Annotated in this window: 9 protein-coding genes; 7 read left to right on the forward strand and 2 right to left on the reverse strand. The window is 38.3% G+C overall.

All coding sequences use genetic code 11. The features are described 5' to 3' along the window. The first annotated feature begins 410 nt into the window (after nt 1-410). Both AACL18_RS05260 and AACL18_RS05265 read left to right on the forward strand, forming a co-directional pair. A complete protein-coding gene (locus tag AACL18_RS05260) occupies nt 411-4,166 on the forward strand; it encodes a choice-of-anchor D domain-containing protein (RefSeq protein WP_339049765.1) in 3,756 nt (1,251 codons plus the stop codon). A gap of 282 nt (nt 4,167-4,448) precedes the next feature. Continuing rightward, on the forward strand, nt 4,449-5,786 hold the full coding sequence (locus AACL18_RS05265; protein ID WP_339049766.1) for a S41 family peptidase: 1,338 nt from the start codon (nt 4,449-4,451) through the stop codon (nt 5,784-5,786). A gap of 230 nt (nt 5,787-6,016) precedes the next feature. Here the strand turns inward: AACL18_RS05265 and AACL18_RS05270 are convergent, their stop codons facing one another. Then, nucleotides 6,017-6,556, reverse strand: a complete 540-nt coding sequence (locus tag AACL18_RS05270; protein WP_339049767.1) for a hypothetical protein — start codon at nt 6,554-6,556, stop codon at nt 6,017-6,019. A gap of 701 nt (nt 6,557-7,257) precedes the next feature. On the opposite strand from AACL18_RS05270, the gene metE reads away from it, so the two are divergent. The 5 genes from metE to AACL18_RS05295 all read left to right on the forward strand — a co-directional run bounded on the left by metE (nt 7,258) and on the right by AACL18_RS05295 (nt 12,818). Further along, complete coding sequence (gene metE, locus AACL18_RS05275; protein WP_422395903.1) at nt 7,258-9,597, forward strand: 5-methyltetrahydropteroyltriglutamate--homocysteine S-methyltransferase; 2,340 nt, start codon at nt 7,258-7,260, stop codon at nt 9,595-9,597. Further along, nucleotides 9,575-10,417: a methylenetetrahydrofolate reductase [NAD(P)H] gene (metF, locus tag AACL18_RS05280; RefSeq protein WP_339049770.1), complete on the forward strand. Its 843-nt coding sequence runs from the start codon at nt 9,575-9,577 to the stop codon at nt 10,415-10,417. The genes metE and metF overlap by 23 nt, the downstream gene beginning before the upstream one ends. A 337-nt stretch (nt 10,418-10,754) precedes the next feature. Further along, nucleotides 10,755-11,141, forward strand: a complete 387-nt coding sequence (locus AACL18_RS05285) for an HBL/NHE enterotoxin family protein (protein WP_339049771.1) — start codon at nt 10,755-10,757, stop codon at nt 11,139-11,141. A gap of 34 nt (nt 11,142-11,175) precedes the next feature. Next, nucleotides 11,176-12,006, forward strand: a complete 831-nt coding sequence (locus tag AACL18_RS05290; protein WP_339049772.1) for a hypothetical protein — start codon at nt 11,176-11,178, stop codon at nt 12,004-12,006. Between the two features lie 2 nt (nt 12,007-12,008). Then, on the forward strand, nt 12,009-12,818 hold the full coding sequence (locus AACL18_RS05295; RefSeq protein WP_339049773.1) for a hypothetical protein: 810 nt from the start codon (nt 12,009-12,011) through the stop codon (nt 12,816-12,818). Nucleotides 12,819-13,047: 229 nt separating this feature from the next. On the opposite strand, the gene AACL18_RS05300 is transcribed toward AACL18_RS05295, so the two are convergent. Next, entirely contained in the window at nt 13,048-15,054 is a 2,007-nt protein-coding gene (locus tag AACL18_RS05300) for an ATP-binding protein (RefSeq protein WP_339049774.1), read from the reverse strand.

A 15,054-nucleotide genomic window follows, 5' to 3' on the forward strand; every position in this document is an offset into this window, starting at 1 on the left:
AATCTTATCTCCATTAAGGGATTACTTTTATCTATGCGCAATTCAGCGAGTGTTTGGTCTGCATCATTCAGTCTGATGAAATCAATTTCACCATTTTTAAGTTGAAGTTAACCCCAGGTGCAATCAATCTGAGGATGGCGTGAGGAATTATTTATAATTTATTTTGCCTGTAAATAAAATTGCCTATCTTGTAATTGATAAAAAATTGAGGAAAGAATATAAATTAAAAACAGGTTAAGTTAGCTCGAATAAGGAGCTTCTGTGAAAAAACATCGATTAAATAGATTGTCATTACTCTTTGCTCCACTTTTGCCACTATCAATTTAAAAGACCGATCCAGTCTAAATGCTTTTTACTTAACCTTCGTATTACTTTGCTTAAATTTATTTTTATTATAATAAGGAAATTCTATGAACAATAAAACCCGTACCATTGACCCCATCGGCTGGAGCCTTCAGAATCCTTTCCCTGCCACGGTGACCATAGGAACAGATTATGAAGCAGTCTATCAGCTCGTAAGCAACCTGCCTGCTCCTATGCCGCTTCCTTTAACGGTTACCTATACCGGTGGAAGTGATTTCACCGTTGAGGACCAATGCTCCGGTCTCTTTCTTGTACCAGGGCAAACTTGTAACGTTACCGTTCGTTTTAGTCCTTCCACTACAGGCGTACAGCAATTTCAACTGACATTACATTACTTTAATGATGTCGTGCCGTTACCCGTACAAACCATGACTGCAGGAGGAAGTACTAATTTAATTGTAGGCAGTGTCACTCAAGCGTTACCTGCAACAACAGTCGTTGAATCTATCTATCCCGTCATTTTCACCTTTCAAAATGTGAGCGGAAGTGCAGCAACCAATCTTGATCTACAACGCAATTATCCCGCTGACTTCACTGAAGAAAATAATACTTGTTCAACGACTTTAGCTGCTGGAGCAAGTTGTATCGTTCAAGGAAGTTTGATTCCTTCTGCCCCAGGCAATTATGAAGTTGCTGCAGATTTATATTATGCCGAGAGTGTAACACCCGCCTCGGTATCGACCAGTACTGACGCCATCGAGATTATAGTTACCGGTGCAGTCACCACACCTTTGCCAGATCCCACTGTTGTCGGCGATAGCTTCCCAGTCGTATTTACCTATACCAATAACAGTGCCTTGCCAGCGACCAGTGTCAATATCACTACGAATTATCCGCCAGGATTTACTCAGCAATCCGATAACTGCACCGGCACGCTCAATGCTAACTCTAGCTGTACCATACAAGGAACGTTCACTCCCGCCACGGCCGGTGTTTTTAACGTGGCTGTTTCATTGGCTTATGCTGAAAGCAATAATCCTGTGCCACTCTCTACGAGTACCACTGCGGATATCGGAGCCTTAGGTATTGTCGGGGATGTAACGACGCCTCTACCCGCCACCACTTCAATAGATGTCAGTTATCCCGTCGTATTTACCTATACCAATGAAGGCTCAGTAACCGCCACGAGTTTAGTCATAACACCTACTTATCCACCCGGCTTCATCCAGCAATCCAACACCTGTTCGGGTAGCTTACCCGTTGGTGCGGCTTGTACGGTAACAGGAACTTTGCTGCCTACTAGTGCTGGCAACTACACGGTCGATGTTTCCCTAGCGTATGCCCAAAGTGTAAATCCAGTTCCATTATCTACCAGCACCTCTGCGATTGTGGTAAATATTACAGGTGATGTCAGCACACCTTTACCCACTACCACGGCCCTCAACACCAGTTATCCGGTGGTATTTAGTTATACTAACAACAGCTCAATAACAGCTACTGGCTTGGTATTGACGCCGAATTATCCGACTGGCTTTACTGAAAATAACAATACTTGTTCATCCGGAACGCTTGCCGCAGGTCAAACCTGTAGCATTGAAGGAAATTTTATACCTGCCAGCGCAGGCACACATACCGTTGCCACTTCTTTGACCTATGCAGGCGCCCCTGCGGCCATCCCACTTTCTACCAGTACGAACACGCTTGCATTCGTTCTCACCGGAGAGGTCAGCACACCTTTACCAGGGGCGCTGCAACTAGAGAACGAGTATCCCGTGGTATTTACCTACACCAATGCTAGTCCGTTACCTGCGACTAACTTGGTTTTTACACCAAATTATCCAACTGACTTTATGCCAGAAACGAATACTTGCACGAGTAGCTTAGCCAGCAATAGCTCCTGCGCTGTCTCTGGAACACTGATCCCCACCAACAACACACCTCCTGGGCCCGTGACTGTAGGACTTAATCTAACTTATTCTGAAGGAGCAGCGATCAATTTAACAACTTCATCAACAATACAAAGTTCTGTTATTCTTACTGGTACGGTCCTTCAATCATTACCTGCTACAGAAACCGCATCTGCAACACCATTACCTGTCGTCTTTCAATATACCAATGATGGCAATACACCCGCTACCGGATTAACTCTAACACCTAATTACCCTCCTGAATTTACTCAAGATTCTAATACCTGCACAGGGACACTAGGGGTCGACGCAAGTTGTCAGATCACAGGGAATTTAAATATTAGTGCAACCGGTAATTATTCAGTTAGTGTGACCTTAGACACCGCCGAAACCTCACCGTTAACGCTGACAACACAAACTACGATAATAGCTGCAGAAGTGGTTGGATCGATAGAACAGGGCTTACCCAGCAGTACCGTCGTTAATACCGACTATCCGGTTACGTTCCTGTTTACTAATGAAGGCGCTGTTGATGCAACAGCAGTTAATATAGCCCCTAATTACCCTTCTGATTTTCAGCAAACTTCAAATACGTGTGGAGCAACATTAGCCGCTGGTGCCAGCTGTAGAGTACAAGGGATACTTACACCCACAAGCGAGGGAACGCAAACGGTAGGAGTAACCTTTAGCTATGCTGAAGGTAGTAATATTCCTTTATCGACCTCAACTACGGTGGGTGCACTGATATTACAAGGTATCGTGCAACAAGGTTTTCCTGATGTAACCTCTCCTAACATCTCTTATCCATTAATATTTAGATATGACAATAATAATCCTGCAGATGCCACGGGTTTGAATCTCAGTGGCACGGTACCTCCAGGTTTGGACATTACCTCCAACACTTGCATGGGAACGCTCGCTGCGAATAGCAGTTGTACCATACAAGCAAGTTTTACGCCCACAACTGCTGGTAGTTATACCGCAGGTGTGACCTTATCCTATGACCAAGGTGCCCCCATTCCTTTAAATACTTATACAGTAACTGCCGACGCCGCTAATACCTTATTAATTGCTGTGGGAGATACGGGTTTTTGCCGAACCTCACCAAATTGGAGTACTTGGACTAGTAGACCTACTTCCGGCAATGTAACTCAAACCGGAATAACCTTTAGCCCACAATTACAACTTTTTGCTATCGTAGGCAACCAAAATGGAACAGCTGGAATTGTTCGAACTACAAGTAATGGCGTCAGTTATACTAACAACCTCTGGGCACCAACCTTTTTGCCACAATATGTAACTTGGAGTTCTGACCTTTCGCAATTTTTAGCCGTTGGTGCGAATGGTGGGATAGCCACCAGTACAAATGGCATCAATTATGTTCCTCAAACATCAGGAGTCGGCATTACTTTAAGAGGCGCTATTTGGAATTCACAATTTCAAGAATATGTCGTTGTAGGAAACAACGGGACTATCTTAACCAGCACTAATGGTATCGATTGGGATCAAGAAACAAGTGGCACGACAGATAATCTCATTTCGGTAACATGGAGTCCACAATTGGGAATTTATGTTATCGCAACCCTTAATGCTAACGATGCCATACTGAATAGCAATGATGGTAGTACTTGGACGAGTCCCGGTATCTCATTTCCTTTTTTTGCACCAAGAAGTGTTACCTGGTCACCTCTCGTGAATAGATTTCTAATCGTAGGAACCAGTGGTTCCACCGGTGCAAGTAGTAATGGTACGACTTGGACGAATGAACAAACCTTAGTGGGGAATAATATTAATGATGTCATTTGGTATAATCGTCAAGGCCGATTTTATGCTGTTGGTAATAGCACATGGGTTTACTATAGTACATCAGGTATAGGAGACATGCGTTCCAAAGTACTTGATCTTATTGGAGCTCCTAATATTTTAGCTATAGCCGCAGGCGCTTTTGTTCCTTAAATGATCGATTTGCATATCCATTTTAGTGATTGATACCAAGGTAATGTTAGCAACACTAACATTACCTTTTTTAATCCTTTAATCCCGCGTTTTTCACTTGGTTTTTATCTATTGCTTGTTGGTCAATAAAGCAACACTATGGAGTTGCTTTCCTCGCAAATTCAGCAAAGTGAATTACACTATAAATTGAGTAGCCAAAAAAATTGCCTCTTTAGGCATGCACTCCGATTGATTTCCACAGAGTAAATTTTGTACAAATATTAAATAAAAGGATAAGCTCGTATGAAATTAAAAATGTTATTTTTTTTCTTCCTCACCTGTTCTTTATTAGGTTTTAGCCCTTCACCTTTTTCTGGCCAAGTTAAAACACCCGCTTCCCCAGAAGATGGACTTTCTCAAGATGTATTACGTTTTAATCGCGAGTTAGAAATTATCAAAAATGAGTATGTCAAAAAAACTTCCGAACATGAGCTGTTACAAAATGCTATGCAAGGCATGGCAAGCGGCCTGGATCCGCATTCAAGTTTTTTAGATGCTGACGATTTAAAAGATTTGCAAACGGCTACCAGCGGCGAATTTAGTGGTTTAGGACTTGAAGTCGGCATGGAGGAAGGTTTATTACGTGTCGTAACCCCGATTGATGATGGACCTGCACAAAAAGCGGGCATTAAACCGGGAGATTGGATAGTGCGCATTAATAATACGCCAATACAAGGCTTAAGTTTACGCGAAGCAGTCAGAAAAATGCGTGGCGAAAAAGGCAGCTCCATACAATTGACTTTAGTCAGGCAAGGTCAACATAAACCACTCTTAGTTAATTTAAAACGCAACGTCATCCGTATACAAAGTATAAAAGGACACCTGTTAGAACCTGATTATGCTTATATCCGTATTAATAGTTTTCAGTCCAGCACACGTCATGATTTAGATCAAATGATCGAAAAATTACAACACCAACAAAAAACACCGATTAAAGGTTTAGTACTGGATTTAAGAAACAATCCCGGCGGATTGTTAACCTCAGCGGCGGACGTCACCAATGCTTTTCTAGATACTAAGAAAATGCTTTACAATCAAGTGATTGTGTTTACACAAGGCCAATCATCCGATGCGAATATGAAAATTACTGCCAAACCGAATAATCAAATTTATGCAGGCACATTAGTCGTTTTGATTAATCAGGGTAGTGCATCCGGCGCCGAAATCGTTGCCGGGGCATTACAAGATAACAAACGCGCCATTATTTTAGGGACAAAAAGTTTTGGAAAAGGCTCGGTGCAAACGGTTATCCCGTTAGATGAAACAACCGCATTAAAATTAACCACTGCATTGTATTACACGCCTTCGGGTCGATCAATTCAAGCCTCCGGCATCACGCCTGATATTACATTGGATGAATTGAAAATAAATTCCTTAAGCGAAAATCCAGCTGAACCTATCTATCTCCATGAATCGGAGTTAAAAGGACATTTAAAAAATGGTAATAATAGTGAAAAAACTATTTTTTCATCCGCAACAAATAACAACAATGATTTAGTTAAAAATGATTATCAGTTATTTGAAGCATTAAACTTATTAAAAAGCATAGTAGTCTTGCAAAATAGCAAAAATTCTACATAGAAGTCTAAATTTAGGATTATGTCGGAATAATGAGTCAATTTTTTAAATTTTATGCTTTAGGTTGTAAATTTCCATTGTTTTCATAACTACTCGCACGCGATCGTGTTTCCGGACTTTCTATAGCAAATATATTTAGCACATTGAGTACAGGTGCGAATGATACTGATTTCCTCCTTTTTTGAAAACTTCCAGTTTGATTATCAACTGATGACGTAACCACACTATCAATATTAGTGGTTTTTAATTTGATATTTTTCGGCTAATGAATTGCTTAATTGATTCAAATTGCATTTTAATGTAAATAATTCATCTTTACAGCTATCATAAATATCCTCATATCTTGCAGATATTTCAGATGTTTCAAACGGACAACTCTGTCTATTTATTATATACATGCAGTTTATCAAAAAAAAAATTACTAGAGGAACAAATACAACCAGCGAATACATACAACCAACAGCTAAACATACCAATAAAGTAAAAAATAGCATTGATAAAATCAAATTTTTTTTATTATATTTTTTATTAGTCGAGGGTTCTTTGTATTCTTCAGAAAAAAAATTAAAATTTTCTTGAAAAACTCGTTTTATCTCTAGAATATCTTCGGCACTCAGCTTACGGATACGACGCAAAATATAAATATATTTTAAAGATTCTGTAATACACGATGAATCAAACATCAAGGGAAAATATTTTGCATCAATTCTATATTCAGAAAAATTATTAGCCATAGCGATTAAATCCATGTCGCTAATTTGCTCTTCTTCCATAATGTTCCTCCTGAATAACGCCATCCCTTAACATGAGCTGATTATACTTCATGCTAAGTTCTTTTAATCAGCTGATCGCTTTCAGATCTATACATACTATCGATAAATTTATCTGAATTTCTGACTATTGCCTATATATTTTAAAAGACCGTTAATTTAGATTAGAAGCAAACATCAACCTACATAGATAATAGTAGGCACAACTAACGGAGCGGGACCCTGGAGTAGATTAAATTTAAAAATTAATCTTTTGATATTTTCCTAAAAATATTTTATCTCAAATACACATATTGCATATTTTTTATTTTACATTTATAATTTACTAGTGTCATAAGCGCCGATTTGAGCTACAGCTTGCTGGCGCTATATTAAGTTTAGCTAAAGCGTTATGAAAACCACCGCAGCTTTAGCCAGGTGGTTTTTTTTCGCTACTTATTTTTAGTCGGAAGACCAACTAAGAGTGAATTGTCATGGATGATTATTGTTGTTACTTTAAAGATTTCGTATCTATTCAGCACTCCTCGCAAGTCCTGCTTTTATTCTATTTATTTTTGTCGCCTATGTAGCCTGTTTTAATGCATTAGAGTTTGCATCTCTACATTACAACAGGCTTTTAATGAAATAATTTTCGATTTTCGTTCGTGTTATTTAAAAAAGGATTTTTTTAAATTTTTTTAGGGAAAAATGTTATGTCTATTCGTTTGAATCAATCACATGTGCTTGGCCTACCGCGAATTGGTGCTAATCGAGAAATGAAAAAAGCAGTTGAAAGCTATTGGCGTAAGGAATTATCACTCGCGGAATTACAACAGATAGGACAGCGCATTGAAGACACCAATTGGCAAATGCAAGCCGATGCCGGGCTTGATTTTATTACGGTTGGAGATTTTTCTTGGTATGACCATGTGTTAGATCACAGCGCTCTATTAGGCGTTATTCCAGAACGTTTTAAAGTTGAGAATAGAAAAATTGATCTCAATACACTATTTTGTATGGCGCGTGGCCAAGCGCCGGATGTACAGGAAACCACTGCCTGTGAAATGACAAAATGGTTTAATACCAATTATCACTATATCGTTCCTGAATTTAATTCACAGCAAGATTTTCAATTAAGTACAGATTATTTATTTAGCGCTATCGATCGCGCACTCGCTAAAGATTATCGAGTAAAACCGGTTTTACTCGGTCCCTTAAGTTATCTTTGGTTAGGAAAAGCGAAGCAAGCTGAATTCGATAAATTAAACTTATTAGAAAATCTATTGCCCGTTTATAATCAAATTTTTGCAGAATTTAACGCTAGAAAGATTGACTGGGTGCAACTTGATGAGCCTATTCTAGTATTAGATTTACCTCAAGCTTGGCAACAAGCCTATCTCAACAGTTACCCACAATTAAATTTTTATAATATAAACTGTTTATTAACCACTTATTTTGGCGCCATCCGCGATAAATTATCGATTATCAAACATTTACCGATTGATGGCTTACATATCGATTGTTGCGCTGCCCCTGAACAATTAGCGAGTTGTCTAAAGCATTTCCCCAAAGATAAAATTATTTCTTTAGGTTTTATAAATGGTCGTAATATTTGGCGCGCCGATTTAAATGAAATAGTAACGACACTACGTCCCATCAGCGAAGTTTATGGGGATAAATTATGGCTTAGCAGTAGTTGTTCATTACTGCATACTCCGGTCGATTTAGATAACGAAACTAAATTAGATCCAGAAATAAAAACTTGGCTCGCTTTTGCTAAACAAAAATTAACAGAAATTTCGTTATTATCGCGCGCCTTGAATTCTAATGAATCAACAATTAAGAATTTATTAGATGAAAATCAAGTCGCTTTGCAAACACGCAAAACTTCACCACGTATCCATAATAACGTGGTGCAAAATCGTATTCAATCAATCACTAATGATTTTGCCAAACGTAATACCGATTATAGTTCACGTGCTAAACAACAAAAATCATCTTTACAATTGCCGCTGTTACCCACCACCACTATCGGTTCTTTCCCACAAACCGCTGATATCAGAAAAATTCGTCAAGAATATAAATCTGGAAAAATTACGCACACGATCTATCAACAAAAAATAAAACAGCACATTGCCGATGTAATAGTCCAGCAAGAAGCGCTAGATTTAGATGTCTTAGTCCATGGTGAAGCCGAACGTAATGATATGGTTGAGTATTTTGGCGAACTGTTAAATGGTTTTGTTTTTACTAAAAACGGCTGGGTACAAAGTTATGGATCACGGTGTGTCAAACCACCCATTATTTATGGAGACGTTAGCCGCCCTGAGCCGATGACCGTTGAATGGTCTGCATATAGCCAAAGCTTAAGCAAACGTCCAGTCAAAGGCATGTTAACCGGTCCTGTGACGATATTAGCTTGGTCTTTTGTCCGCGATGATCAAGCGCATCAAGCCACCGCCTTACAAATTGCTTTAGCATTACGTGATGAAGTGCTTGATCTAGAAAAAGCCGGCATTAATATTATTCAAATTGATGAACCGGCTTTTCGCGAAACCTTACCCTTACGTCGAGAAGATTGGCAGAAATATTTAGATTGGGCCGTGTTTTCATTCCGCATTGCTTCCTGTGCCGTCAAAGATAGCACACAGATTCATACGCACATGTGCTATTCCGAATTTAATGATGTGATAGCAGCCATTGCCGCACTCGATGCGGATGTCATCACACTGGAAAGTTCGCGTTCAAAAATGGAACTATTACAAGCGTTTGAAAATTTTTCCTATCCGAACGAAATCGGGCCGGGTATCTATGACATCCATTCACCGCGTATACCTTCACAAGAGGAAATGATCGAACAACTACAACACGCATTACGTTATATTCCTATTGAGCGTCTATGGGTAAATCCAGATTGTGGCTTAAAAACCCGGAATTGGCTAGAAGTCAGCGCAGCATTACGCAATATGGTAAGCGCTGCCAAATTACTCCGTGAAGATACCTCTCTTCTTACCCAACCCTTAGCTAGGAAGGATTCCTCACATGTCATTTTTTCGAAAATTTAACTTTAGTTTTGAGGTTTTTCCTCCTAAAACAAAAAAAGCTGCAGATGATCTGGAACAGGCACGACAGGAATTATGTCAACTTAAACCTAAATATTTTTCTGTGACTTTTGGTGCAGGTGGATCCTTGCAACAAAAATCATTGGATGTAGTGCGACAATTCGTTGCTCATGGAATTGCTGCAACTCCCCATATTTCGTGTGTGAATATGACGAGTCAGCGCTTAGAAGAATTACTTAGTGCGTATAAGCAATTAGGCATTAAACAATTATTGGTCATTCAAGGTGATTTACCTAGTGACGCTGCACCGATAGAAATTGAGTTTAATTATGCGACTGAATTAATTGCTGCCATCCGCAGAATGACGGGTAATTACTTTCACATTATTGTTGCCGCCTATCCTGAATTTCATCCACGCGCCATTAGTCCAGCGATGGACATTGAAAATTTTAAACGAAAAATTGAAGCCGGTGCGAATAGTGCCATTACCCAATTTTTTTTTAATAGTGATGCTTATTTTCGTTTTATAGAAGCCTGCGCTAAATCTTCTATCCGTATTCCGATTATTCCCGGCATTACGCCGATTATGAACTATCAAAAACTCATGCAATTTTCTACCGCTTGCGGCGCGGAAATTCCTTTATGGTTACACAAACATCTTAAAACTTACAGCGATGACCCCATTTCCTTACAAGAAATTGGCATTGAATTTGTCAGCAAACTTTGCCGTAGTTTATTGCAAAACGGCGTCAAAGAATTTCATTTTTATACCTTAAATCGCGCTGAACCGACACAGAGTATTATTCAAAATCTAGTCGATTAGAAGCCTCCCCTATGGAGCAAAATTCGTTGTATTTAAGCTATTTCTTTAACCGGTATTTCGGTTATTGCTGACAATTTGTCGAAATCCACTTCAAAATCAAATAAATTCGTTGTTTATGCACCGTAATAAATCTACTAGGAGAATTTATGCAGAAAAACCAAATGATTGGAACGCTAATTGCTGGGTTTATAGGTTTTCTGAAAGGTTTTTACCTACCATATTTATGGATTGTTTATTTTTTTATGCTTAATTATGATGATCATATCATTAATAAATACAAGGACAGAACATCATGGATAATAATCGGATTATTAATTTTAGAGAACATATTAAGGGGATGTCTCATGAGAACCTCTATCGCTATGCGGAAGAGCATCCTATTATTCCTGTAGAAGAAACCAAAACAGCCATGTCGGATAATGTAGGGTATGCTGCGGCAATACAAAATTATTGTACGCTAGTGAACACGCAGCCTGATGTCAGTCTTGACGGAATAGATAACATCATTCATAGCCAAAACCTTGCCCGAGAAAATTCGGATTACTGGTTAGATGATCTCAATCCACTCGTCATTAAAGTTTACACCCAGGTAAAACAGTTTTGTAATTTTTATGGGTCTCTTACCCCAGCCGATATAGAGCAGATAGTGGATAATATTAACACCGTAACGGGCAAAAAAGATTTTCTTGAGCTAATGAATACGTTTAAAAGGGGATGCCAATAAAAATCAAACAAAAATACGAGACCTTTCTGGAAACTTGAGTAGTTTTAATAAAGTTTTAGGAAACGACTTAAGAAATTTTATGTCCATTAAACAAGAAGCGGATGCAAAATATTTGGGTGAAAATGGTAAATTAAACATGCTCCAACAAGACATGATTAGCCTTGAAAAACGGATAAACTATCTCAACCAAATTATTCCAGCCTTAGCTGCAATGACAGGGCTAGGTATTCTAATGATATTTATAAGTGCCTTAGCGATACTTACGAATGCGCCTGGGGGAATAATAATGCTCATAGCAGGTATAGCCACTACCGCTACGGGAGGGGGGTTATTGGGCCAATCTGTTGAAGAGAAAAAGGACAAAGAGCATACCTATCAAGAAACAGTCGTAGAGTTTGAGCATTTACAAACCCAGTGTACAGCTTTACAAATACTTTCCAATAATTTTACCTCATTAGGTAAGTCTAACAGTGAAGCGGCTGCCGCGGTGTTGGATATGGTTAAGGCCTGGCACACCATTGGTAATAATTTTGAAGGCATTGCTGAATCAGCACAAGGGGTTGTTGAAGCGGAGGCGAAGCTTGTTATTAAAACAAAATTAAATGGCACACTAAAAGACGTGCAAAGTCTAAAAAAATTTGCTGAAGAGTGTGAACGTAATGGTATTTTGCCGATAAAAACTGAGGAAAAAATGGGACGTATTCTACGTTTACCGCGTTCTTGGATTAACCAACCTATAGACGGTAATGTATTTCGATCGTTCATTAACTCTAGAAGAGGTTTGGGATTTTATGACAGAGGTCGCCGAGGATGGCAGACACGGGATAAGCAAATTTTAGTTCCATGCTATCATAGGGAGAAATAGTCATGAAAACAACTATTTTAGATGTCACTACGCAGTATGATATGCCTCATAAATCCATAGCGAATCACTCTCAATCAAAACTATCCCGCGTAAAGTACCTATTGAATGAGTTATTAAATGATCATCATTGTCAAACATGTACTAAGAAACTCATTAGCGAGAAATCCGGAGTGCCCAGTTTTGATAGGCTACTTGATGCGATAATTAATTATAGTACTGAATTTTATGAAAAAATAAATAAGCTTGAGGAAAAAGTTGATCCTGTAGTAGCAGGCGATGAAACCGCTCTGCTATCTTTTCAGCAAAATTTAGCTGAGCTTAAACGAAAACTAAATCATTTAGATCAGGAAGCGAAAAGCACTAAATCTGAACTCGATGATTATCGCAAGAAAATAGAAGATGAAATTCGTGAAAGAGGCGAAGCCGCAGGGATGCCTCCTTCTTGGGAGCATCATATAGAAGGGATGAAAGAAACCATGAGGGAGTTCATGGCCTATGCAAGTGCAGAAGAATGGGCAGAGTATAAGATATCTATTTGTAGGAATGATCCCAATACGTCGATGCAGCCTTTAATACTTCAGAGCGTAGTGATTGAAAATAAGCATCAATACGCTTTAAATGGAGGAAAAGAACTAGCAGTGATTAGCAATAATCTTGTGAGCATACAGGAGACATTAACCGAAATAAATAGCAGTTCGGGTATTATTTTGAAACTCAGGATAAGAGCTACAAAAGATAACTGGACTAGCCTAAAGACGTTTATTAGTGATATTAACCATAAAAAACATTTAATAGAAGATTGTTCCGATTGAGAATGATTTTTCGTCACTCGACGAGAAGTTATAGTCATTTTTTTGGTTAATAATAAGGATGGAGGGTTAAATTGATGGAGACAGGCAACCCTCTATTTTTCTATAAATTAGCGCATTTATAGATATGATCGATATGTTTGAGTAAATCTTTATTAATAAAACATATTCTCCTCCTTAAACCTGAGTTTAAAAACGCATACGCTTCCTTTTTGATCTTTTCTAAATTTTCTTATTTGCTAAGATAGTCTTCACAGACTGTTTGTGCAGTCTGCATTTCTTGAATCAATTGTTGATAAAGCCCATTGGTTTGCCCATTAGGACCCTGTTCGCGTAGGTAATCATCAATCTGCTTACAAGCTTGTTCCAAACGTTTAGCTCCGCAATAGCTGGCTCCACCTTGCCTTCTATGCGCAATCTCACGGATGGCTTGCCAATCAGCTGATTGTTGAAATCGCGATAATTCGGCAATGTCTTTTTTTAATTCGATTTTCATTAAATGAATACAGTCTTTAATCAATTCATCATTTTTTAATATAACTTTCATCGCATCGATATCTAATACTGCTCCTGAAATTGGATGTATTTCTGTAGGAGAGGAAATTTGCGTATCTGGAACAAAGGTTTTTAATAACTCTACAGCCATTGTTTTTTTTAATGGTTTTAAAATGACGGTGTTCATACCTGCATCTAAACAATGCTGCCTATTTTCACCATCAATGTGAGCCGTTAGTCCAATAATAGGCATGGTATCGGTTCGTTGCCATTGTTGTAATCGGATATGATGTGTTAATGCAATACCATCCATATCAGGCAAACCAATATCGGTCAAAATAAGATGATACTCTTGTTCTTGAATTCGTTGTAAAGCTGTTTTTGCATCCGGCGCTATATCGATCACACAGTTTAATTCCGTCAAAATACTTTGTGCAATTTTAGCTGCTAACTTATCGTCTTCCACTAATAATATTTTTTTTTGACCAATACAGTTATTTTTAGGGGCTCGCTTAGTAAAAGGCAGAATGTTTGAAGCATTTTTATAGTATACGCTTATATTGGACACTGGCAGGTCTTCAAGCCCTACATCATCCATTACCAAAGGTTCTTGAAAAGGAATGAGGCAGGTAAAGATGGTTCCTTGCTTTAGTTGACTATCGACATAGATTTCGCCTCCCAGATCATCAACCAGTTGCTTTACGATAGCTAATCCTAAGCCTAATCCTTCATAAATGCCTTGATGAGCAGGCGTTAAACGAGTAAACAGGATAAATATCTCTTCTTGTTTATCTTTTGATATTCCCATCCCGGTATCACAAACTTTTATTTCTATTACATCTTGCTGCGTTTCGCGTTTCTTTAGTTTTATTTCGAGATCAATACTTCCTTGTTGTGTAAATCTTAACGCGTTAGTCACTAGCTCCAATATAATTTGTTGTAATCTTACCGGATCCCCTATTAAATAGGCTGGAATTTTCGTATCAATGCTGAGAGTTAATGCCAGATTTTTTTTAGCGGCCAGTGATTTATTGAGATCAATAATCGCTTGAATATTTTTCTTAAAATCAAACTTCTTTTTTAAAACGGGCATTTCGCGGGTAGCCACTTTAATTCCTTCTAAAATCCGATTAAGAAAGTTTAATAAAGACTCACTCGATTGCACCAGATCTTCTGCGTATTCTGATACCCTTATTGGGTCATTGGGCTGCGATTGAATAATCTTCGCACAACCCACAATGCCACTGAGTGGTGTACGAATATCATGTCGCATGTTCTCCAAAAATTCAGTCTTAGCATGACTAGCAGCTTCAGCGGCTTCTTTAGCTAAGATAATTTCCTGTTCAGCCTTTTTTTTATCGGTTATATCAATAGAAATTCCAAGTACACCTTTTATTTTACCATCAAACAAAATAGGCTTTCTTATTGCTAAGTAATAAGTATCTTTAAAAGATTCTTCAACCGTTATTTCTTTCCCACTTTCCAACACTTTTTTACAAAATTTCCATCTAATTTCATTTGGCTCATTCCATTCAGAAATATGTTTCCCTATAAATTGATCCAGAGAAGTTAAATGTAACGTATCTAACATTCTTTTATTTCCCCAAGCAACATATCCTTCCGTATCAATCAAATTGATATTCACAGGTAACACGTTTAGTAAAAAACTACTTAGCTCTGGCCAAGCCATATTAAAAAGTTGAGTAAATTTATCTTTTTCAAATTCAGATTTCTTATTTTCCAT

Source organism: Rickettsiella endosymbiont of Xylota segnis (assembly GCF_964019545.1).
In the GTDB taxonomy this organism is placed as follows: Bacteria; Pseudomonadota; Gammaproteobacteria; order Diplorickettsiales; family Diplorickettsiaceae; genus Aquirickettsiella.